Source organism: Maricaulis sp., from assembly GCF_048270265.1.
Classification (GTDB): domain Bacteria; phylum Pseudomonadota; class Alphaproteobacteria; order Caulobacterales; family Maricaulaceae; genus Maricaulis.
On the sequence record NZ_JBLWTD010000003.1, the window covers coordinates 53,767 to 74,509 of the forward strand.

At 63.4% G+C, this 20,743-nt stretch carries 18 protein-coding genes; 12 read left to right on the forward strand and 6 right to left on the reverse strand.

Features of this window, described 5'->3' with window-relative positions:
* Positions 1-24: 24 nt before the first annotated feature.
* Both ACN0YF_RS02575 and gabT read left to right on the forward strand, forming a co-directional pair.
* Positions 25-1,482 carry an NAD-dependent succinate-semialdehyde dehydrogenase gene (locus ACN0YF_RS02575; protein ID WP_417493227.1) on the forward strand — a complete coding sequence of 486 codons (1,458 nt, stop codon included), beginning with the start codon at positions 25-27 and terminating at the stop codon, positions 1,480-1,482.
* Positions 1,483-1,502: 20 nt separating this feature from the next.
* Positions 1,503-2,777, forward strand: a complete 1,275-nt coding sequence (gene gabT / locus ACN0YF_RS02580) for a 4-aminobutyrate--2-oxoglutarate transaminase (protein WP_417493228.1) — start codon at positions 1,503-1,505, stop codon at positions 2,775-2,777.
* 21 nt (positions 2,778-2,798) lie between these two features.
* On the opposite strand, the gene ACN0YF_RS02585 is transcribed toward gabT, so the two are convergent.
* Genes ACN0YF_RS02585 through ACN0YF_RS02600 form a run of 4 tightly spaced genes read right to left on the reverse strand, consistent with a single transcriptional unit; the run spans position 2,799 to position 7,515 of the window.
* Positions 2,799-3,338, reverse strand: coding sequence for a nuclear transport factor 2 family protein (locus tag ACN0YF_RS02585; protein WP_417493229.1), 540 nt, complete (start codon positions 3,336-3,338; stop codon positions 2,799-2,801).
* 21 nt (positions 3,339-3,359) lie between these two features.
* Positions 3,360-4,838 carry a carotenoid oxygenase family protein gene (locus tag ACN0YF_RS02590; RefSeq protein WP_417493230.1) on the reverse strand — a complete coding sequence of 493 codons (1,479 nt, stop codon included), beginning with the start codon at positions 4,836-4,838 and terminating at the stop codon, positions 3,360-3,362.
* Positions 4,838-5,641 carry a DUF1295 domain-containing protein gene (locus tag ACN0YF_RS02595; RefSeq protein WP_417482414.1) on the reverse strand — a complete coding sequence of 268 codons (804 nt, stop codon included), beginning with the start codon at positions 5,639-5,641 and terminating at the stop codon, positions 4,838-4,840. Before ACN0YF_RS02595 ends, ACN0YF_RS02590 begins: the two co-directional genes overlap by 1 nt.
* Positions 5,638-7,515 carry an AMP-binding protein gene (locus tag ACN0YF_RS02600; RefSeq protein ID WP_417493231.1) on the reverse strand — a complete coding sequence of 626 codons (1,878 nt, stop codon included), beginning with the start codon at positions 7,513-7,515 and terminating at the stop codon, positions 5,638-5,640. Before ACN0YF_RS02600 ends, ACN0YF_RS02595 begins: the two co-directional genes overlap by 4 nt.
* Before the next feature lie 285 nt (positions 7,516-7,800).
* Here ACN0YF_RS02600 and ACN0YF_RS02605 point away from each other — a divergent pair, with 285 nt between their 5' ends.
* The 10 genes from ACN0YF_RS02605 to ACN0YF_RS02650 all read left to right on the forward strand — a co-directional run bounded on the left by ACN0YF_RS02605 (position 7,801) and on the right by ACN0YF_RS02650 (position 16,896).
* Entirely contained in the window at positions 7,801-9,507 is a 1,707-nt protein-coding gene (locus ACN0YF_RS02605) for a class I adenylate-forming enzyme family protein (protein WP_417493232.1), read from the forward strand.
* Positions 9,507-9,923, forward strand: coding sequence for a nuclear transport factor 2 family protein (locus tag ACN0YF_RS02610; protein ID WP_417493233.1), 417 nt, complete (start codon positions 9,507-9,509; stop codon positions 9,921-9,923). Before ACN0YF_RS02605 ends, ACN0YF_RS02610 begins: the two co-directional genes overlap by 1 nt.
* A gap of 79 nt (positions 9,924-10,002) precedes the next feature.
* A complete protein-coding gene (locus tag ACN0YF_RS02615; RefSeq protein ID WP_417482418.1) occupies positions 10,003-10,482 on the forward strand; it encodes a nuclear transport factor 2 family protein in 480 nt (159 codons plus the stop codon).
* 2 nt (positions 10,483-10,484) lie between these two features.
* On the forward strand, positions 10,485-11,840 hold the full coding sequence (locus ACN0YF_RS02620; RefSeq protein WP_417493234.1) for an MFS transporter: 1,356 nt from the start codon (positions 10,485-10,487) through the stop codon (positions 11,838-11,840).
* 220 nt (positions 11,841-12,060) lie between these two features.
* Positions 12,061-13,026 carry a winged helix-turn-helix transcriptional regulator gene (locus tag ACN0YF_RS02625; protein WP_417493235.1) on the forward strand — a complete coding sequence of 322 codons (966 nt, stop codon included), beginning with the start codon at positions 12,061-12,063 and terminating at the stop codon, positions 13,024-13,026.
* A gap of 52 nt (positions 13,027-13,078) precedes the next feature.
* The gene (locus tag ACN0YF_RS02630; RefSeq protein ID WP_417493236.1) at positions 13,079-14,050 is read left to right on the forward strand and encodes an SDR family NAD(P)-dependent oxidoreductase; all 972 of its coding nucleotides are present in this window, start codon (positions 13,079-13,081) and stop codon (positions 14,048-14,050) included.
* On the forward strand, positions 14,047-15,099 hold the full coding sequence (locus tag ACN0YF_RS02635; protein WP_417493237.1) for a hypothetical protein: 1,053 nt from the start codon (positions 14,047-14,049) through the stop codon (positions 15,097-15,099). The genes ACN0YF_RS02630 and ACN0YF_RS02635 overlap by 4 nt, the downstream gene beginning before the upstream one ends.
* A 26-nt stretch (positions 15,100-15,125) precedes the next feature.
* Positions 15,126-15,602, forward strand: coding sequence for a nuclear transport factor 2 family protein (locus tag ACN0YF_RS02640; RefSeq protein ID WP_417493238.1), 477 nt, complete (start codon positions 15,126-15,128; stop codon positions 15,600-15,602).
* Positions 15,599-16,144, forward strand: coding sequence for a nuclear transport factor 2 family protein (locus tag ACN0YF_RS02645; RefSeq protein WP_417493239.1), 546 nt, complete (start codon positions 15,599-15,601; stop codon positions 16,142-16,144). Before ACN0YF_RS02640 ends, ACN0YF_RS02645 begins: the two co-directional genes overlap by 4 nt.
* Positions 16,144-16,896: an SDR family oxidoreductase gene (locus ACN0YF_RS02650; RefSeq protein ID WP_417493240.1), complete on the forward strand. Its 753-nt coding sequence runs from the start codon at positions 16,144-16,146 to the stop codon at positions 16,894-16,896. Before ACN0YF_RS02645 ends, ACN0YF_RS02650 begins: the two co-directional genes overlap by 1 nt.
* Before the next feature lie 113 nt (positions 16,897-17,009).
* Here ACN0YF_RS02650 and ACN0YF_RS02655 read toward each other — a convergent pair whose 3' ends face one another.
* Both ACN0YF_RS02655 and ACN0YF_RS02660 read right to left on the reverse strand, forming a co-directional pair.
* The gene (locus ACN0YF_RS02655; RefSeq protein WP_417493241.1) at positions 17,010-19,319 is read right to left on the reverse strand and encodes a TonB-dependent receptor; all 2,310 of its coding nucleotides are present in this window, start codon (positions 19,317-19,319) and stop codon (positions 17,010-17,012) included.
* A 211-nt stretch (positions 19,320-19,530) separates the two neighbouring features.
* Positions 19,531-20,739 carry an acetyl-CoA C-acyltransferase gene (locus ACN0YF_RS02660; protein ID WP_417493242.1) on the reverse strand — a complete coding sequence of 403 codons (1,209 nt, stop codon included), beginning with the start codon at positions 20,737-20,739 and terminating at the stop codon, positions 19,531-19,533.
* Between the last annotated feature and the right edge of the window lie 4 nt (positions 20,740-20,743).

Genomic DNA, 20,743 nt, shown 5'->3' on the forward strand with positions numbered 1-20,743 from the left:
CTTATCATGTCGAGAGGGAATGCCATGTTGGCCACACTACCGGCTTGCCCGACCCAGGCCTTTATCGGCGGTCATTGGTGCGATGCGGAGGATGGACGCCGTTTCGACGTCACCAATCCGGCGACCGGTGCCGTCATTGCTTCGGTCGCCGATTGCGGCGTCACCGAGACGCGCGCCGCGATTGCCGCAGCCAAGGCGGCCCAGGCCGATTGGGCGGCTTTGCCAGCCGGGCAGCGGGGCGCAATCCTGCGGCGCTGGCGCGATCTGATGGTCGCGCGTGCCGACGAGCTGGCCCTGATTCTGACGCGCGAAAATGGCAAGCCGCTGACCGAAGCGCGCGGCGAAATCCTCTATGGCGCCTCCTATCTGGAATGGTTTGCCGAGGAAGCGAAACGCATCTATGGCGAGATCATCCCCTCCGCCTCGGCCAATAATCGCATTCTGGTCATGAAACAGCCGGTCGGGGTCTGCGCCGCGATCACGCCGTGGAATTTCCCCAATGCGATGCTGATGCGCAAGGCCGCCGCGGCGCTCGCCGCCGGTTGCACCATGGTTGCCAAACCAGCCGCCGAGACCCCGCTCTCGGCGTTGATGGCGGCCCAGCTCGGCATTGAGGCCGGCGTGCCGGCCGGCGTGTTCAATATCGTCACCTCGGCGCGCGCCGCAGAAGTCGGCGGTGAGCTGACCGCCAGCCCGGATGTGCGCAAGATCACCTTCACCGGCTCCACCGCCGTTGGCCGGCTCCTGCTGGAGCAATCTGCCGCGACGGTGAAAAAGGCCTCGATGGAGCTGGGCGGCAATGCGCCCTTCATCGTGTTCGATGATGCCGATATCGACGCGGCCATCGACGGCGCGATGGCGTCCAAATTCCGCAATGCCGGCCAGACCTGCGTCTGCGCCAACCGCATGTTTATCCAGTCGGGGATCATGCCGGAATTCGCCAAACGTCTGGCCGCGCGCGTTGCCGCCCTCAAGGTCGGCGATGGCGAGATGGCGGGCTGTGAAGTCGGACCGCTGATCAATGAGGCGGGGCTCGCCAAGACCGAGCGTCTCGTCGCCCAGGCCCGTTCGGCTGGCGCCAGGGTTCTGACCGGCGGTGCCAAGCACGCGGCGGGCGAGCTTTTCTACCAGCCGACCGTGATCGAAGGCGTGACGGCGGATATGGCCGTCGCCCAGGAAGAGATTTTCGGACCGGTGGCGCCGCTGATCGGTTTCGAGACCGAGGCCGAGGTGATCGCCCTTGCCAATGACACGATTTACGGCCTCGCCGCCTATCTCTTCACCCGTGATCTCGGCCGCGCCTGGCGCGTCGGCGAGGCGCTGGAATACGGCATGGTCGGCATTAATGAGGGCGTCATGTCCTCGGCCGCCGCGCCATTCGGCGGCGTCAAGCAATCAGGCTTTGGCCGCGAAGGTTCGCGCCAGGGCCTCGAGGATTATCTCGACACCAAATACATGTTGATGGGAGGCCTGTCGGCCTGAGCGCCGGGGGAGATGAGACAATGACAAATTCAACACTCTGGGCCGAACGTCAGGCAGCAACGCCGCGCGGTGTCGGCGTCATGCATCCGGTATTCGCCAAGCGCGCGCTCAATGCCGAGATCTGGGATATCGAGGACAATCGCTATATCGATTTCGCGGCCGGGATTGCCGTCACCAATACGGGCCATAATCACCCCAAGGTGAAAGCCGCCGTTGCTGCGCAGCTGGATAATTTCTCCCATGTCTGTTTCCAGGTCACGCCCTATGAGAGCTATGTCCGGCTGGCCGAACGGCTCAACAAGCTGGCCCCGGGACCAAGCCCGAAAAAGACGATCTTCCTGAGCACCGGCGCCGAAGCGGTCGAGAATGCCGTCAAGATCGCCCGCGCCGCCACGGGCCGCCCGGCCGTGATCGCCTTTGCCGGCGGTTTCCATGGCCGCACCATGATGGGCATGGCGCTGACCGGCAAGGTCGCGCCCTACAAGCTCGGTTTCGGGCCTTTCCCTGGCGAGGTCTTCCATGCGCCATTCCCCGCGCCCTATATCGGCATCGAGGAAGCGGACTCGCTCAAGGCGCTGCACCAGCTCTTCAAGGCCGATGTCGACCCGGCCCGCGTCGCCGCCATCATCATCGAGCCGGTCCAGGGCGAGGGCGGTTTCTATGCCGCGTCTCCGGCCTTCATGCAGGCCCTGCGCGCCATTTGTGACGAGCATGGCATCCTAATGATCGTCGACGAGATCCAGACCGGCTTTGCCCGCACCGGCCGCATGTTCGCGACCGAATATGCCGAGATCGAACCGGACCTGATGACCATCGCCAAGGCGATGGCCGGTGGTTTCCCGATCTCCGGTGTCATCGGCAAGGCCGAGATCATGGACGCACCGGCGCCCGGCGGTCTGGGCGGAACCTATGGCGGCTCACCGCTGGGCTGCGCTGCCGGTCTGGCCGTGCTCGATGTAATCGCTGAGGAGGGCCTGTGCGAACGCGCCATCGAGATCGGTGACCGCATTGTGCGCCGCTGCGAGGCGATGCGTCAGTCCGACACCGGCATCGGCGATATCCGCACGCTCGGTGCGATGACGGCGATCGAGTTGGTCGAGGATGGCGATGCCACCCGCCCCGACCCGGCCCGCACGGCGCGCATCGTCTCCGAGGCGCGTCAGCGCGGTCTGCTGCTGCTCTCCTGCGGCGTGCGGGGCAATGTCATCCGCTTCCTCTCACCGCTGACGATCGGCTTCGACACGCTCGACGAGGGGCTGGATGTGCTGGAGGAGGCCGTGAAGGCCTCCGCCTAGCATCCGGGCAGCTCGGTCAGGTTAGAAGCGCTGGTAGGAGAGATCACCGGTCCCGCGCTGGCCCATATTCATGCCCGGCGCATCGGGCTTGAACATGCCCAGGCACCAGGTCTCGTTGGCGGGCGCATCACGATTCCAGTCGAAGGCGATCTTGCGGTGCGCGATCTTCCAGGCGCCATCACGGCATTCGAAACGGTCGACGATGCGGCCGCCGGTCAGCGTGTCATTGGGCTCGCCGGCCTTGTCGTCGAAGCGGGCGAAGGTCAGGACATAGGTCTCGACATAGGCGAGGCCGGCCTTCAGATCGAGATCGATATGTACATTGCACAGATAGTGCGCCATCGGATGCCTGAGCTTGGCCATGCGCTCGATCGCGCCGTCGACATAGGCATGGGCAAGGCCGCTATAGGTATTGCCGTGTTCCTCGATCGCATCGCTGTGATAGCAGGACTTCAGGAGCTCGCCATCGGCACGGTCGACGCCGCGCGCATAGCGCACGAGGGCTTCCTGGATGTCCTGTTTGGCAAGCAGGCTCTCGATGGTGTTGGGCTGGATGTCCATGGAAGATGTCCTTTGATTTGATCAGGCGGCCTGGGCGGCGCGCAGGCGTGGGCCATCGGCCCAGGTCGCGTGGGTGCCGCTGGAAATCCGGTGCGGCAGGATGATGCGGCAGACCGGACCGGCCTCGAAATTCTTGCAATCGATCAGAACGCATTCCGACCGGTCTTCATTCATGTCGGTGATGAAGGAGACGAGATAACCGTCATCCTCGTCGACCGCACCGATGCGCGGCGCGAAGGGGGCCTCGCTGCCGAAACGGCCCTCGCCGAAGGACAGGCTCTGGGACTGGCCGGTCTCGTAATCATGCTTGACGGCACCGGTGAACAGGAACCAGCCGGGCTTGGTCGTGGTGGAATAGGCATAGCGGGTCCGGGTGCCGGCGCGTTCCTGGTTGAAACTGCCGAATTCCAGGATGCGGTCGTCGAGATGCCCCTCGGTACAGGCGCCGGTCTTCATGTTGAAGCGCCAGCGGTGCAGTTTCGGCTTGAAGGAGTTCTCGTCGATAAAGGCCATCAGATGCCCCATGCGCGGATCGGGGTGATTGACCTCGAGCGGATTGGGCACAGGTTGTTCCTGGAAATATCCGTCGAGGATGACTTCGTCGCCCTCTTCATAGGCATTCATCCAGTGCAGGACATAGGTCGGGTCGGCCTCGAACCATTTGATCTGGTCCGGCGAACCATAGCGCGGCACGATCGCGAAACGGGTCGGCATGTCGCGATGGAAACGGGCGGCGTGGCGGCCATTCTCCAGCGCAACCGGGTCCCAGAACAGGGGCAGGTCGGCGAAGATCGAGTAATTCTTGCTGAAGGCCATGTCGTGCGGCAGGCGCGGCCCGGGCAGCGGGATCGGGATATAATGCTTGAGCTTGTTGTCCGGCCCGACGACGCCGTAATGCATGTAGGGCGCATGGGTGGAATAGTTGAAGAACAGCAATTCGCCGGTCTCTTCATCCACCTTGGGGTGGGCCGAGATACCGTCGAGCGGGACCCAGCTTTCGGTACCGAATTGTTCCAGCGTGTAGGGGTCGAGCCGATAACCGTCGCCGCACTGGTAGAAGGTCGAGAGGATCTTGCCGGCGTGGACAACGACATCGGTCGAGGAACTGTCCTTGACCGAGCCATGCGCGCCCCAGCCAGGCCGGGTGGAGAGCTTGGGATCTTCGGCGATGCCCGCCCAGAGTGCCTTGCCGGCCTCGGCCTCGGCCATGAAGGCCTTGGTGCGTACGAAGCGGTTGTGATAGGCGGCCTGGCCGTCACGGAATGAGATCGCGTGGATCATGCCGTCGCCGTCGAAGGGATGGTAGAGCCCGATCGAGCCATGCACCGGGTTTTCCGTATTGCGCACATAGACGCCGTCGATATCGGTCGGAATCTCGCCGATCACCTCCATCTTGTCGGCATCATACTCATCGAAATTCGGGGTCCACGCACCCGACATATAGGGATGGCGCGGATCAGGTTCGGTGTGCGGAACGGTGTTGATCTTGACGGTGCTCATCAGGACAGGTCTCCGGATTTCGGGGGCATGGGAATAAAGCTGCTGGTGCGGGCAATATAGTCCTCATATTCGGGACGGGAGCGCTTCATTCTGCGTTCCAGCAAGGCCGCTCCGCTCCACTTGACCAGCAGGCCGGTCAGGATGATCGGGCCGAGAATGGCGGCCCAGGCCACCTGGGTTTCGGCGGCGATCAGATAGAGGCCCCACCAGACGCAGGCATCGCCGAAATAATTCGGGTGCCGCGTATAGCGCCACAGGCCTTGATCCATCACCTTGCCGGCATTCGCCGGATCGCCCTTGAACCGGGCCATCTGCCAGTCGCCGACGCTTTCAAAGAAAATACCGGTCAGTGCCAGGGCGGCGCCCACGAAGGCGACCGGTCCCAGGGCCGCGGGCGTCGCCGAGATCTGGCCCAGCTGGACGGGCAGCGAGACGATCCAGAGCAGGACAGCCTGCATCATGAAAACGAATTTGAAGCTGTGCCAGTGTTCTGTGCCCGGCTTGGCCTGTTTGAGCAGGGCCACATAGCGTTTGTCGGGGCCTTCCTTGCGCCAGCGCCAGAACAGATAGCCGCCCAGGCGCAGGCCCCAGATTGCTGTCAGTCCGAGGAGCAAGAGTTTCCGCGCGCTGGCGCCGTCCGGGGTGAGGAAAAAGCTCAGGCCGGCCACGAAAATAAAGCCGAAGGCCCAGAAAGAATCGATGAAGCTGACATCCTTCAACGGAATACTGATTGCCCAGAGCGCGAGCATGACGCCGATGAGCATGGCGAGATTGGAGCCGAGCAGTGCGATCACTTCGGTCATGAGGCGTCTCCAGAAGATTTGTGCGCGGCCGGTCGGGCCAGCAGATCGATGATGCCGGGACCGGGCGTGGCAGCATAGAGCGCCTCGATATCGGCCGCGCGACGTTGTTTGGCGATGGACTGGTTGATCGTGCCCTTGTCCGAGACTTCATGGGCCTCGGCATTGGGTGGTTCGGTCAGAAAGGCAAAGCGGCCGATACGCTGGCTCGAACCGCTGGCCCTGGCATTGTGGGCGGTCAGGCGCGAGCGGATCGCCTCGGTCACCGCCGGGTGCTGCAACAGCTCCCCGAGCGGCAGGCCGCTGGTGCCGGTCAGTTCGGCAAGGCCTTTCGGGTTCGGCCAGGCGAGCAGGGCGATATAGGGCTTGTTCTCGCCGCAGATCACCGCATCGGCGATGCAGGGTGACAGGGCCGCGACGATTTCTGCGCGCAGGGCGCCGCCGGAGACCCAGGTGCCCGTATCGAGCTTGAATTCCTCGGCGAGGCGGCCAGCAAAGGCCAGGCCCTCTTCGGGCTTGTCGGGATTGTGGAAGCGGGCCGTATCCCCGATGCGGTAGAAATCATCCTCGTCGCGCAGGGTCGCGTTCAGCTCGGGCTGATCGAGATAGCCGGAGGTGATCATCGGGCCCTTCATCCGCAACTCGTAGCGATCGCCGGCCGGTACCATCTTCACCGAGAGGCCGGGCATTGGCAGGCCGATGCCGACCTGCTCGCTCATGAAGTAGATCGACATGCAGCCCGATGTGGTCTCGGTCGCACCATAGCCCGTGGTGAAGAAGACCCGTTTGCCGGTTTCACTGATCGCGAGCGCCTGGATGCGATCATACAGGGGCTGCGGCAGGCCGGCGCCGCCATAGAGCATCAGGCGCAGGTCCTGGAAGAAGGTTCGGCGCAGCACTTCATCCTCCTCCAGTGCGTCCGCGAGCATGGCGTAGCCGGCGGGCACATTGGTGAAATATTTGAGCGGAACTTCGCGCAGATTGCGGATGGTCTCGTCGAAACGGCCGGGCATCGGCTTGCCGCCATCGATGTAATAGGTGCCACCGAAGATCGCCGCAGCCATCGAGGAAAAGGCGCCCGAGACATGGCTCCAGGGCAGCCATTCCAGCAGGGTGTCGTCCCAGCCGGCGGCGCGTCCGAGCACTTGCCAGCCCTGGTAGAGATTGGCGGTGATCATGCGCTGGGTCTGGATGACGGCTTTGGGGCGGCCGGTGGAACCGGAGGTCAGCATATAGGCTGCCGGCGCATCCGGATCGAGCGCCGCGATGCGGGCCGCGACGTCCGCGCCGGGCTGCGTCGCGAGGACGTCGTCGAGAAGCGTGGAGGGCAGGTCGCATGGGGCGCCGGTGACAATGACGCTGCCTTTCGGCGCGACGGACTTGATCGCCGGACCGCATGCCTTGCCGTCTTCGGCGAAAATCACTGCGGGACGGACCAGGTCGACAACGTGGCGCAGGCGCTCATAGCCGCCGGCACCGCCCATCAGGGCGTAGTTCTCGCTCACCGGGCAGACCGGCACGCCGGCGCCCATCGCGCCATAGCGCATGATGGCATGATTGATTGAGTTGCCCGACAGGATCATCACCGGGCGGCCCGGCTCCGGATCGAGATCGATCAGCCATTGCGTTACCGCATCGGCGGCGGCCTTGATCTCGGCAAAGCTGACCTTGCGCCAGCCGTCACCGTCAGCCGGCCGTTCGGCGAGGTGCGGGCGGTCTGGCTGCAGGCTTGCCTGGCGGGCCAGGCCAGCCGGTACCGAGGCGTTCTCGATCTGCAGGGATTCGCGCGGCGTCATGACGATGCTGCCATCCGCATGCGTTTCGATCACCAGATCGACGGGGGGGAATTCGACGTCTCGAAAAGCCGGTGAGGGCATGGTCTGATCAATCCGTTTCCGGCGCAACGCCGGCAGGGCGTGCGCAAATCTTGAAGAAGGTCTGGTTATGCAATTCGATCCTGAGCCTATACGCCGGGCTTCGGCACTGTCAATTCTGCGCGGTGCGTTGCGACGAAAAATGCGTTGATTACAGTTGGCTCGTCCCGAGCTGGAGCGCTTTGTGGCACCGCCTCGCCGCCCCGGTTCAGTGAACGACTTGCATGAACATACCGATGCTGGCTAACTGGGCGCGGCAGATTTTTCGAGACCGGGGAGGTATTCGGCGTGATCCAGAGCCCGCAAGACCGCATCGACAGCTATCGCCGGAAGGGCTGGTGGCGCGGCGAGACCGTTGATTCCATCTTCCGTCGTGCTGTGGCCGCCGGGGGTGACAATACCGCCCTCGTGGATCCGCCCAACCGGGCCGCAATGGGATTGCTGGGCGAGCCGCAGCGGCTGGACTGGCAGGCGGTGGATGCCAGCGTGAACGCCGTTGCGCGGGCCTTTCAGGCGCAGGGCGTCGGGCGCGATGATATCGTCCTGGCGCAGCTGCCCAATATCGTCGAGGGCGTTCTGGCCTTCCTCGCCTGCGCGCGGATCGGCGCCATCCTGAGCCCGATGCCGATGGCTTATCGCGAGCATGAATTGCGCGCCCTGCTGGGCAAGATCCAGCCGGCGCTCATCCTGACGGTCGACAGGTTCGGGACGCATGCGCACGCCGAAACCGCGGTCAAACTCCGCGATGCCGGACTGTTCGAAGGGCCCGTCATTTGCGTTGGCGGTTGCGAGACCGCCGGGGCCACCACGCTGGATCTGACGCTGGAGACCGAGATTGTTCTGCCCGATCCGCCAGTCGAGGCGGCCGAAACGCTGACGATCTGCTGGACCTCGGGCACCGAGGCGACGCCGAAGGGCGTGCCGCGTCACCATGATCACTGGCGCGTCAATGGCGAAGCCCTGGTCGAGGCGACGGGGCTGCAGGATGGGGACGTCCTGCTCAATCCCTTCCCCCTGATCAATATCGCGGCCTTTGGCGGCGTGGTCATGCCCTGGCTTCTGCGCGCCGGGACCATGGTGCAGCATCACCCCTTTGATGCCGGGATATTCCTCGACCAGCTCATCTCCGAGCGGATCAATTATACCGTGGCGCCGCCGGCTATTCTCAACATGCTGTTGAAGAACGAATCCATGCTGGCCGGTGCGGATCTTTCCCATCTGCGCTGCCTCGGCTCCGGCTCGGCGCCGCTGTCGCCCTGGATGGTGCGCGGCTGGCAGGAACGCCATGGCGTGCCGGTGATGAATGTATTCGGGTCCAATGAAGGCTGTTCGCTCTTTTCCTCCTCGCTTGATGTCGCAGATCCGGACCTGCGCGCGCGGCTGTTCCCGCGTTTCGGCGTCGAGGGGCTTGGCTGGAATTCAAGCTTTGCCTCCAAGGTGCGCACGCGACTGGTTGATCCGGAGACCGAAGAAATCATCACCGTGTCCGGCCGGCCGGGAGAGTTGAGGCTGGATGGCGCGATGGTGTTTGACGGCTACTGGCAGGCTGGCGAACTCGACAAGTCCTGTTTCGACGGGGACGGCTATTTCCGTACCGGCGACCTGTTCGAGATCGCGGCCGATGACGGCGAGCGCTTCTATCACTTCGTGGGGCGCAGCAAGGAAATCATCATCCGCGGCGGGGTGAATATCTCGCCCGCCGAGCTTGATTCCATGATCGAGGGGCATCCGGCCGTTCGCGAGGTTGCCTGTATCGGCTTTTCCGATGAGCGGTTGGGCGAGCGCGTGTGCGCTGTCGTGGCACTGAAGCCCGGACAATCCCTCTCCCTTGAAGAGCTGACCGGCTTCCTCAGGGATGAGGCGCTGGCGACCTACAAATTGCCGGAGCGGCTAAAGATCGTCGATGCCCTGCCCAGGAACCCGCTGGGCAAGATCCTGCGCCGCGAGCTGACCGCCGAACCAGAAATATCAAGCCAGTCCGAGGGAGTGAATTGATGAGTGGAATCGAGACCGTCAACGGGATCATCGCCGCCTGGAAGGCCGGCGATGTCGACGGGGTGCTGGAGCACCTGTGTGAGGATGTGGTGTATCACTACCATGTCGGATCCCGCCCGCTGCGCGGCCGCGATGCGGTGCGGCGTTTCCTTGAGCGATTTGGTGCCGGCCAGACCCAGATCCGCTGGGAGATCATGCACTGGGCCCAGGCGGGTGACCGGCTTTTCGTCGAGGGTATCGACGACTATGTCGGCGCAGACGGGCGCCATATCCGCCTGCCCTATGCTGGTGTGTTCGAGTTCCGTGATGGCCGAGTTGCCGGCTGGCGCGACTATATCGATGCAGCTGTCATTGCCGCTGCCCGGGCAGGCGAACCGAATGCCGACTGGCTGGACGATATCATGCAATCGACCTGATCTGGCGATAACGCGCTTGACGTAGTTGAATTCCACCTCTCTTATGACTTGCATACAAAAACCAACGGGGAGAATTCCAATGCGTACCACACTTATCGCCCTTACTGCCGGGCTGCTCACCATGGGCTGCGCCCAGGGGCAGGTCGAAGAATCCGCCGCCACCGATCCGCGCGTCGCTGTTGTCATGGACATGGTTGATGCCTGGAACACCCGCGACTGGGACCGCATCAACAGCCTGTTTGCTGAAGACGGATCGCTGCATTCCATGATGGTCGAGCCGGTTGTCGGCCGCGAAGCCATTGGCGAGCGCATCGGCCATCTCGGTGCAGGCCTCGAGACCATCACACTGAACATCCGCCATGTCGGCCTCGTCGATAATGTCGTCTTCCTCGAGCGCACCGACGAGTTTGTCTATAACGGCCATGCCGGTTCGGTGCCTGTCGTTGGCGTGATCGAGGTTGAAGACGGCCTGATCACCGAATGGCGCGAATATTATGACCGTGCCGAACTGCTCGAGGCCCTTGGTCTCACCACGGACTTTGACTCGGCCGGGCGGTGAGCGTGACTGACGCAACGGGCGAAACCAGCCCCGCAAATGCTGCAGAGGAGGCGGGGCGCTACCCGCCTCCTCTGGTCGCATGGCTGACCGTGGCCGTGCTTTTCGTCGCCTATATATTTTCCTTCATCGACCGTATGATCATCGGCCTTCTGGTTGAGCCGATGAAGGCCGATCTCAATCTCACCGATACCCAGATCAGCCTGTTGCAGGGTCTGGCGTTCGCGATCTTCTACACGCTTGTCGGCCTGCCGCTGGGGCGTCTGATCGACCGGGCCGCGCGCCTGCGTGTGGCCGCTGTCGGTGTCGCCCTGTGGAGTCTGATGACGGCGTCCTGTGGCCTCGCTGGCCAGTACTGGCAGCTCTTCCTCGCGCGGATGGGTGTCGGTGTGGGCGAGGCGACCCTGTCGCCGGCGGCCTATTCCATTATCTCCGACAGCTTCCCGCAACGCCGCATGGGCCTCGCGATGGGCCTGTACGGGCTTGGATCTGCGGTGGGTGCCGGGCTTGCCTTCTTCATCGGCGCAGCCGTTATCCAGTTTGTCGTGGCGGCCGACGCGCTCTACCTGCCGATCATCGGCGAAGTGCGGGCGTGGCAGGCAACCTTCATGATCGTCGGTATCCCCGGCCTGGCCATCGCTGTTGTGCTGGCGCTCATGCCGGAACCCGCGCGTCTGGTCTCAAGTGATCCGCTGGCCGACAAGGTTCAGATCCCCCTCAAGGCGATTGCCGCCTTCCTGCGCCGCCGGGCCGGGGCCGTCCTGGGCCTTTGCTTTGCGACCGGCATGGTCAATTTCGCCGTCTTTGCGGCCATCTCATGGTTCCCGGTCTTCCTGATGCGGGTGCACGGAATGCCCCTGGTCGATGCAGGCCAGCTCGCCGGCGGTTGTCTCATCCTGGGCGGGCTCATCGGCCTGGTCGGTGGTGGCTGGCTGACCGACAGGCTGGGTGGCCAGCCAGCGGGACGCCTCGCATTCTGTGGCTTCGCCGCCATGATTGGCACGGTCGGTGCCGTCGTCTTCCCGCTCAGCAATAATCTCTGGGTGACGGCGATCGCCTTCGTGATCTTCTTCGCAACGGCAGCTGTGCCGATCGGAGCAGCTGCGACGGCCTTGCAACAGCTCACGCCCAACCGGATGCGGGCGACGGTGTCAGCGGTCTACCTGTTCATCGTCAACATCATCGGTCTCGGCGCGGGACCGACGGCAACGGCGCTTCTGGGGGACATCTTGTTTCCTTATGAAAGTGGCATTCGGTATGCGATCGCAATCGCATCACCCGCCGCCTTTGCGCTGGCAGCCTTCTTGTTTTTCCTCGCGGCCAGATATGCGAAGCGCGAGTTGAAAACGATCGACGTATAGCCTGGCCGGGATGCGCGAGCCCCGCCTGATCGGGGGTTGCGCATCCCGCAGCGCTGTCTGCGCCTCACCGACTCTGCGACATAAACGCCGGATACTGATGATGTGAGATGCAGACCGAGGGTTGTGTGGTAATACCATCTACGTCGTTAATGCTTGGGGCAGGGGGCCGGGCTTCCCGGGTTTGCATCAGGTCTCGACTGTCGCATTCTATGAGGCGCAGATGGCCAAGAAATTTATCAGAACCTGCTCGATCTGGCGGACGCTGGAGGTCGTTGGTGATACGTCGACCCTGCTGATCCTTGAGGCCAGCTGGCTGGGTGCCCGCCGCTTTGAGGATTTTCGCAATCGCACCGGCTTGCTGAAGCCCCTGCTGAGCGACCGGCTCAAGCGCCTTCTCGCGGCCGAGATATTCGAGCGCCGCCTCTATTCCGAAGCCCCGCGCCGTTTCGAGTACCAGATGACCCAGAAGGGGCGTGACCTCTACTGGACCGCCCTGATGATGCTGCGCTGGGAGCGGCACTGGGCGCCGCCCGAGGGCAAGATCGAAATCATCCTGCGCCACAAGACGTGCGGCCAGGTGTTCGATCCGACGCCGGTCTGTAACGCATGCCGCGAAGAAGTCACCGCGCATGATGTCGACTGGAGCGAAGGCCCGGGCGTCGGCCTGATGGCCGCGACCTATAGCCGGCGACGTCGCTATCGCGACATGGCTGCCGACCGGCCCGCCGAATCCACCCTGCTCGATCATGTGGCCCAGATCACCGGGGATCGCTGGGCCAGTCTCGTCCTGCGCTCGATTTTCACCGGGTTACGCAAGTTCGACGAGATCTGCGACGATACCGCAATCGCGACCAATATCCTGTCGGAACGCCTGAGCTGGTTGTGCACCATCGGCGTCCTCACCATGCACCAGTACAGCGACCGGCCGGCCCGGTTTGAATACCGGCTGACGCCGAAGGGGATCGATTATTATCCGATCCTGCTGATGCTGCTGAAGTGGGGCGACAAGTACTATGTCGCACCGGAGGGGCCGCCCTTGTTGCTGAAGCACCGGCCCTGCGGCGCTGATCTCGAGGCGATGGTTGTCTGTTCATCCTGCCGTGAGCCGGTTGGGCCGCAGGAGGTTGAATACGAGGTTGTCGAAACGCGGCCTATCCGCGATCTGGATCAGTCCGCCGCGTCCTGAGCTCCGCACAACATCACTTGCAATAACAAACCTACCCCCCTATCCTCGGGGGATGACAAGATATTCTTCCCATTCTGATCGATCCGATCATCCTGATGACAGCGGCAGGGTCGTTGTCGTCACCGGTGCAGGCAAGGGGCTGGGCGAGGCGTTCGCGAAAGCCTGGGCAGCGCGTGGCGCCCATGTCGTGGTCAGCAATCGGCGCCGCCCCGGCGCTCCGGACGATGCGGGCCGCGTTGTCGAGGAGATCCGCAGTTCAGGCGGCCAGGCCGTTGCCGAGTATTCCGACATGGCGGACCCCGGTGCCGGCGAGGCGGTGGTCGGCGCGGCCATCAAGGCCTTCGGGCGTCTGGACGCGGTGATCGCCAATGCCGGCACCAGTGGTCCGGCCCGCAAGCTGACGCAGGGTTCACTCGCAGATTTTCGCGATGTGATGGAAACCAATTTCTTTGCCAATATCGCCCTGGCCGAGGCTGCGCAGGGGCCATTGCGGGCGTCTCCTTCGGGTCGCTTCCTGCTGATCTCATCGTCAGCCGGCCTGTATGGTGTGAGGGGACGTGCGCCCTATGCGGCGTCAAAGGGCGCTCTCAACGCCTTTGCCATGTCGCTTGCGAGCGAATGGCGCCGCGACGGGGTCGGGGTCAATGTTCTCGCGCCCTATGCCGCGACCCGCATGACTGATGCTCCCGACCTCGATCCCGCCCTGGCAGCGGCAATCGCGCCCGGCAATGTCGGTTCCGCTGCGGTGTGGTTGAGCAGTGCGGCCTGCCGCCAGAGCGGAGAAATATGGGTCAGCGGGGCCGGTTGGCTCCGGCGGGCGCAGATGGTCGAAGGGCGTGGTGCCACCGCGGCGCCCGACATGTCGGCCGAGGATGTGCAAGCCCTGGCCGGGACGCTGCGGGGCCTCGACGATGTTCGCGGTTTCGCGGGCGCCGAAGCGGCCTTTGCGGATCTGATCCACGAATGCCAAAGGGCGCGTGCGTCCGAGGCCCGGCCTTCAGTCACAGGAAGCGGCACCGCATGAAAATCATCCAGTGGGCTACCGGCGCGATGGGCAAGACCTGTTTGCGGGCCGTCATCGACCGGCCTGATCTCGAACTGGTCGGCCTTTATGTCTATGGCGAGCGCAAGGCCGGGCTGGACGCCGGCGAGATTGCACGACGCCCCGCCACCGGTGTGTTCGCGACGCAATCGATCGAGGAGATTCTGGCGCTGGACGCCGATGTCGTCATCCATGCCGCGCGGCTGGATCCGCCCTTCGAACGCCATGATGGTGACATCCAGCGCCTGCTCCGCTCGGGCAAGAATGTGATCAGCATCAATGGCGGCAGCTTCCCGCCTTTCTGGCCACAAGAGCGCCAGGCCTCCTTCCAGGCAGCTTGTGCCGAGGGCCAGACCAGTTTCATGGGCGCCGGTCTCAATCCCGGTTTCGGGGCCGAGAAGCTGGCCGTTCTGGCGACGGGCGTGTGCTCGGACGTCACCAGCATCTCGCTGCGCGAACTGGTCGATTGCCGCGCGGTGAAGAGCGCCCCCTATGTATTCGATATCATTGGCTTCGGATCGGAGCCCGGAAAGGTGGACCCAAACCATCCCGACTGGGTGCCGGGCCAGACGATGAACGCGCTTTTCCGTGAAGTTGTGGGCTGCGTGGCAGACCGGCTCGGCTGGAAACTCGACGGCGTCAAGACAGCCCACATGCTGCGGCCGGCGCAGAGCGATCTCGAGATTGCCGCCGGCGTGATCCGCGCCGGTACGACCGCCCGGATCGACTGGAACTGGCTGGGTATCGAGGGCGGCGAGACACGCGTCGATCTCGGTATTGGCTGGACGATGGAGGCGCCGGCCGCGGGCGAGGCGCCGCCACCGCTCTGGACCATTCGCGTCGATGGAACCCCCTCGGTGAAGCTGGATTTCGATCTCGAGACGCCAAGCGGATGGACCGCCCGGACGACCGCCGAGCAACTTGGTGTGGCGGGCGCGGTCATCAATGCGATTCCGGCCGTCATTGCGGCGCCGCCAGGCTTGCAGCCCGCGCCCCTGGCGACGCATTTCCACGCATTCAGGCGCGCCTGAAAACCAGCCGGCAAGGGGGAGACGAGATGCAGACCAAATTCGAAGTGCTGCAGACGATCATCAAGTCATGGTGCGAAACCCAGGATGTCGAGGCCGTCATCGCCCACCTGACGGAAGATGTCGTCTGGCACTATTCCACGACCGCGGCGGCACCGAAGATCGGTCATGACGGCGCCCGTGAATTCCTGAAGGCCTACAAGCTCAAGGCCCGGCGGCCGAACTGGCGCATTTTCCGCGCGGCGGAGGCGGGCAATGCCCTTTTCGTTGAGGGTGCGGACGAGTTCGACACCGTCGAGGGCGGCCATGTCGCTGTGCCCTATATGGGCATCTTCGAATTCGAGGGTCAGCGGATCAAGGCCTGGCGTGACTATTTCAATCCCGGGCTCGTCGCCGAAGGTGAGCGGGGTGTGTCACCGCCCGATTATGTCCGGGCCCTGCTGGACCGGCCTGTGCTGCCGGGTTCAGGGTCTCAGCCATCCCCAATTCAAGGAGTTGCATCATGACGGCCCCCCCTATCCAGGAGGCAGAGCTGCGGGCCCTGCTCGACAAGCAGGCGATCAGCGAAATTCTGGTCCGCTATTGCCGCGGCGCCGACCGCGGCGATGCCGACCTCATTGCCGCCGCCTATCATGACGACGCGATCGAGGATCACGGCGGCACCTTTCTCGGCCCCGCCTCCGACTACATCGCCATGTTGCGCAAGGTGCTCCCCAAGGCACCACGAATGACGCACGCGATCACCAATATGCTCATCGAACTCGATGGCGATACGGCGCTTGCCGAATGCTACATGATGACCTTTTCACGCAACGAAACGGCTGATGCCAGTTTCGACAATCTGACCATGGCGCGCGCTATCGACCGGTTCGAACGCCGCGACGGGCGTTGGGGCATCGTCCATCGCCGCATTGCCTGGGAATGGAATCACGAAATGCCCCTGCTCGAGAGCTGGGGGCGTGGCGGCATCGCGCCGGACCCGTCCGTTCTCGTGCGCGGCACCAAGAAACCACATGATGTCCTCTACGAGGTTCAGGGAGCGAAATGATGAAAATTGAAGGTTGCACCGCCATTGTCACCGGCGGAAATCGCGGCATTGGTCTCGGCTTTGTCGAGGAATTGCTCAACCAGGGCGCTGCGCGGGTCTATGTTGCCTCGCGCGTGCTCGCCGATGCCCAGGCCATCGTTGCAAGGGATCCGGCCCGCGTTGTTGCGGTCGAGCTGGATGTCACGAAACCCGAACAGGTCGCCGCGGCTGCGGCTGCCTGCAAGGACGCCACCCTGGTGGTCAATAATGCCGGCCTTTGCACCATGGAGCGCCTCTACGACACCGATGACAAGGATGCCGCGCGCCGGGAGATGGAAGTCAATTTCTTCGGCCCGCTCGAGATGAGCCGTGCCTTCGCACCGGTGATCTCGGGCAATGGTGGCGGCACGATCATCAATGTCCTTTCCGCGGGCGGCATCGTCGCCGTGCCGGAAATGGGGGGGTATAGCCCGTCGAAATTTGCCAGCCGGGCAGCCAGCAATTGCCTGCGCGCTGAACTGGCGCCACTGGGTGTGCATGTCACGGCGCTGATTGTCGGTTCTGTCGAGACCCGCATGGCGGCACATGTGAAAAATGTCGCCCAATCCCAGCCAGTCGATATCGCAAAGGCCGGCCTGTGGGCCGCCGCGCGGGGAATTGACGAGCACGATACGGATCCACACGCGATCCAGGTCCGGGCGCATCAGGCGCGCGATCCCAAGGGGCTTGAGAAGGCGATGGCCAAACGCGTCAGCACGCCGCGCAAGGCCTAGTCTTCCAGCATCTCATTTTCGGGCAAGAAAAAGCCGATCCGTTTTCACGGATCGGCTTTCAAGTACTCGGAGTATGGAGGGCGCACGAGGCGCCCTCCCTTGCTCGGAGGGGGTTAGAAGTCGACCGACAGCTCGATGCCGTAGGTCCGAGGAGTTGCAAACCGGGAGATCTCATCGCCGAAGAAGGCGATAATATTCGTCCGGTAGAGTTCGTCAGTGAGGTTCTTGCCCCAGATCGACACGGTCCAGTCAGCATTCGGCGGTGTCAGGGTCAGACGGCCGTCGAGCAAGCCATAGGCCTCCTGGATCTGGTTGTTGTCCGGTGCCCAGAACATTTCGCCGTGATAGCTGTAGTTCAGGCGCGCCGACAGGGCCTCTCTCCATGGACCGGCGTCGAAGGTGAGTTCGCCGCCGATATTGAACTGGCTGTCCGGAGTGCGCTGAAGGTTGTTGCCCGAGGAGTCCACGCCGAGTGAGTCGACGAAATCGATATACTCGGTGTCCAGGAAGGTCGCGCCGCCCCAGACCCGCAGGTTTTCCGTCACAGCGAACTGAAGTTCCGCCTCGATACCGGAGATATCGGCATCGGCGGCATTGTCGGTGATGTTGCACAGGCAGCCGGCATCGGTCTGTGTGACCTGCAGGTTCTGGTAGCTCATCTGGAAGGCCGCGACGTTCAGGCGGGCGCGACTATCCCAGAAGTCGAATTTGACACCGAGCTCGATATTCTCAACGGTTTCCGGATCATAGCCCGATTGTGCCGCGATCGCGTTCGCGGGGTCATCCTCGAAGCCGCCGCCCTTATAGCCCTGCGCCCAGGTCAGATAGACGAAGAGGTCATCATTGGGCGCATATTCGGCTGTGACCTGGGTGGTAACCTGCGACCAGTCATCACCGTAATCCGTCGTGAAACCACCGCCTTCAGTATAGGTCGGTGCCAGGGGGGACAGAGGCACGGTATCGGTCGGATTGAAGGCATCGCCGGTCTCGACCGCGAGGGCGGTGACGGTGCCGCTTTTTTCATCATGCGTGTAGCGAACGCCGCCAACGATCCGGAACTGCTCGCTGAAGCGATAACCCATTTGCGCGAAGGCCGCATAGGAGGTCGTTTCGCCGGAATTGTCCCAATGGGATTCACCGGAAAGCGTCGAGAGCGCCGTCAACGGCACCTCGGCCCAGAACCGGTCCTGCTTGGTGACTTCGTCGTGCTGGTAGTAGGCACCGACGATCCAGTCGAACGCGCTTTCCGGGGTGTTGGAAACCAGCCGGAACTCCTGAGTGAACTGGGTGATGTCCTCGGTTTCGCTGAGCGGGAAGCGGAAGAGCAGGGGCGAAATGATGCCATAGCCATTATTCGGACCCTGGCCCGTCTGGTCATACACACTGGCGGCCTGGCCCTGACGATAGCCGGTGGTGCTGGTCAGGGTCGCGAAATCGTCAAACTCGTAGTCGAGGTGCACCGCCACGCCAATGGCTTCACGCTCCAGACCTTGCGGGGTCTCATTGGCATCACCGGCATAAAGCGGATGCTCCGGCAGGCCTTCGCGAATGGTGAGCGGTATGCCGCGGAGCGCACCGATCTGTTCGCGAGCGATGCTCCAGGGGCCCTGGGTTGCCGGATCGGGACCATCGATCGCGACGCTGAGGAAGCCGTTGGACTCGTCCTTGGTGTAATCGGCGATCAGACGGGCACCGAAATTGGAGCCTTCAGGCTGGAACGCCAATTGGCCGCGCAGCTGGAAGGACCGCAGATCGTCGAGGTCACGGTTGTGCAGCACGTCGTAATTATAGCCGCTGCGATTGCGCGACTGGAAGGAGAGGCGGCCGGCGATCTCGTCGGTCAACGGGCCGGTGATGTAGCCGCGCGTGAGGACTTCGTCATAATTGCCGACCGATATGGTCATATTGCCGCCGGGCGTGAAGTCGGGCTCTGCGACGATGATGTTGAGCGCGCCGCCGACGACATTGCGGCCGAGCAGAACGCCCTGTGGGCCGCGAACGACCTCGACGCGGGCAATGTCGTACAGGTCGGAATTGAACAGGCCGGAACGCCCGACATAGACGTCATCGAGGAAGATCCCGATTGATTGGTCGGCCGTTGGCGAATCAAGGCGCGTATTGGTGATGCCGCGGATGTTGAATTCCTGGTCGAGCGGCGAAAGTGCCGTGAAGGAGAGTGACGTCACCGAACCGGCAAGGTCCTCAAAGCTGAGAATGCGGTCTTTCTCCAATTGCTCACCGGTCATGGCCGATACGGCGATGGAGGCGTCCTGGAGTGTGGTTTCACGCCGCTGCGCGGTGATCGTGATCGTGTCCAGCTGAGGACCGCTTGCGCTGGTCTCGGCTGACTGGGCCAGAGCCGACGTTGCGCTCATGAGTGAGACCGCGATCGCCAGTGCCGATGCATTACTGAGGTATTTCATCTGCTTCTCCCCGTCTTCGATGGCCTGAGTGATGCAGATCGCCCGCGATCACCCGGTATCTTTTTTGTTGGTGATCGAAGGTATGACATTACAAGTGAGTTCGTCAATGCAAGTCGCCCCGTGCTCCGGTCTGTTTCACCGAAGGGGGGAAAGTGTTGCTCTGGAGTGTCAGGTTTGTGGGTGGCGGGGCGGAATTGCAGGCCCGAGGGTCTCAGACGCGTTCAATTATGATGGCTGAGCCAACACCGGAGCCGCCATGGACAACGGCGAGACCGAGCGTGCCGCCATCGCGTTCGAGGCCGGCGAGCAGGGTGGCCAGCAATATCCCGCCGCTGGCTCCCATCGGGTGGCCCATAGCCAGATGGCCGCCTTGCGGATTCACTTTGGCCGGATCGGGTGCGTAATCGCGTTCGAACTTGACCGGCGTCGCCGCGAAGGCCTCCATGAACTCGATACGGTCCATGTCGCCGAGCGTCAGTCCGGTCTCCGCGAGGGCCAGTTCCATGGCCTTGAAGCCGGCCGTGAGCTGCAGCACCGGATCGGCGCTGGCATCGGTGACCGCCCGGATGCGGGCGCGCGGCTTGAGGCCGGCTGCAGCGCCGGCGGCAGCGCTTCCCAACAGGACCAGAGCGGCGCCATCAGCGATAGGCGGGCAATGCGCAACGGTATGTGAATGTGTGATCTCGTCCAGTTCCGGGCGAGCCTTGAGCATCACGGCATCAAAACCCTCGGCTCCCGCCTGCACAAATGCCGGTTTGAGCCCCGCCAGCGAGTCCATCGACATGTCCGGGCGGATCGATTCGTCCCGGTCCAGAAGGACCGTGCCATCGGCGCCATGAACCGGAATGACTTCCTGCAGCGGCTCGCCGCTCCAGGCCCGGGCGGCGCGGTGGTGCGAGCGCATCGTGATTTCATCCAGATCGGCGCGGGTATAGCCATGCATCGTCGCCATCAGATCCGCCGAGAGCGGCACCGGCACATAGCGCAGCGCCCGAGCCGTATCCGGGTCCGCGTAATAGAAGCCATTATCCGCCAGGAAGGGGACGATCGACATCATCTCGACGCCGCCGGCCAGGCGCAGCTGGTCATCGCCCGTCGCGGCGCTTTCGAGCGCCGCGATCCGCGTGGCAGTCAGTCCGGACACGCAGAAATTATTGACCGTCCGGCTGGACGTCGCCACCGGCAGGCCGGCGTGCAGCTTGCTGACCAGTGCCAGCTGGCCGCCCTGGGCGCCAATCTGGCCGACGCAGCCCAGCGTCAATGATGCCACCCGGTCGAGGGCCGTCTCGCCGCAGCGCGAGCGCAAGGCCGTCGTCAGCTGGCCGACCAGTTCATGCGGCGTCAGTGTCGACAGGGCGCCGCCGGGTTTTCCCTTGCCGCGCGGTGTCCGGACGGCGTCGTAGATACAGATCTCTGTCATCGGA

Excerpts from the sequence above, each read along its gene's own strand:
- ACN0YF_RS02575 (WP_417493227.1), top strand. The coding sequence starts at position 25 with ATGTTGGCCACACTACCGGCTTGCCCGACCCAGGCCTTTATCGGCGGT.
- gabT (WP_417493228.1), top strand. The coding sequence starts at position 1,503 with ATGACAAATTCAACACTCTGGGCCGAACGTCAGGCAGCAACGCCGCGC.
- ACN0YF_RS02585 (WP_417493229.1), bottom strand. The coding sequence starts at position 3,338 with ATGGACATCCAGCCCAACACCATCGAGAGCCTGCTTGCCAAACAGGAC.
- ACN0YF_RS02590 (WP_417493230.1), bottom strand. The coding sequence starts at position 4,838 with ATGAGCACCGTCAAGATCAACACCGTTCCGCACACCGAACCTGATCCG.
- ACN0YF_RS02595 (WP_417482414.1), bottom strand. The coding sequence starts at position 5,641 with ATGACCGAAGTGATCGCACTGCTCGGCTCCAATCTCGCCATGCTCATC.
- ACN0YF_RS02600 (WP_417493231.1), bottom strand. The coding sequence starts at position 7,515 with ATGCCCTCACCGGCTTTTCGAGACGTCGAATTCCCCCCCGTCGATCTG.
- ACN0YF_RS02610 (WP_417493233.1), top strand. The coding sequence starts at position 9,507 with ATGAGTGGAATCGAGACCGTCAACGGGATCATCGCCGCCTGGAAGGCC.
- ACN0YF_RS02615 (WP_417482418.1), top strand. The coding sequence starts at position 10,003 with ATGCGTACCACACTTATCGCCCTTACTGCCGGGCTGCTCACCATGGGC.
- ACN0YF_RS02625 (WP_417493235.1), top strand. The coding sequence starts at position 12,061 with ATGGCCAAGAAATTTATCAGAACCTGCTCGATCTGGCGGACGCTGGAG.
- ACN0YF_RS02630 (WP_417493236.1), top strand. The coding sequence starts at position 13,079 with ATGACAAGATATTCTTCCCATTCTGATCGATCCGATCATCCTGATGAC.
- ACN0YF_RS02635 (WP_417493237.1), top strand. The coding sequence starts at position 14,047 with ATGAAAATCATCCAGTGGGCTACCGGCGCGATGGGCAAGACCTGTTTG.
- ACN0YF_RS02640 (WP_417493238.1), top strand. The coding sequence starts at position 15,126 with ATGCAGACCAAATTCGAAGTGCTGCAGACGATCATCAAGTCATGGTGC.
- ACN0YF_RS02645 (WP_417493239.1), top strand. The coding sequence starts at position 15,599 with ATGACGGCCCCCCCTATCCAGGAGGCAGAGCTGCGGGCCCTGCTCGAC.
- ACN0YF_RS02650 (WP_417493240.1), top strand. The coding sequence starts at position 16,144 with ATGAAAATTGAAGGTTGCACCGCCATTGTCACCGGCGGAAATCGCGGC.
- ACN0YF_RS02655 (WP_417493241.1), bottom strand. The coding sequence starts at position 19,319 with ATGAAATACCTCAGTAATGCATCGGCACTGGCGATCGCGGTCTCACTC.
- ACN0YF_RS02660 (WP_417493242.1), bottom strand. The coding sequence starts at position 20,739 with ATGACAGAGATCTGTATCTACGACGCCGTCCGGACACCGCGCGGCAAG.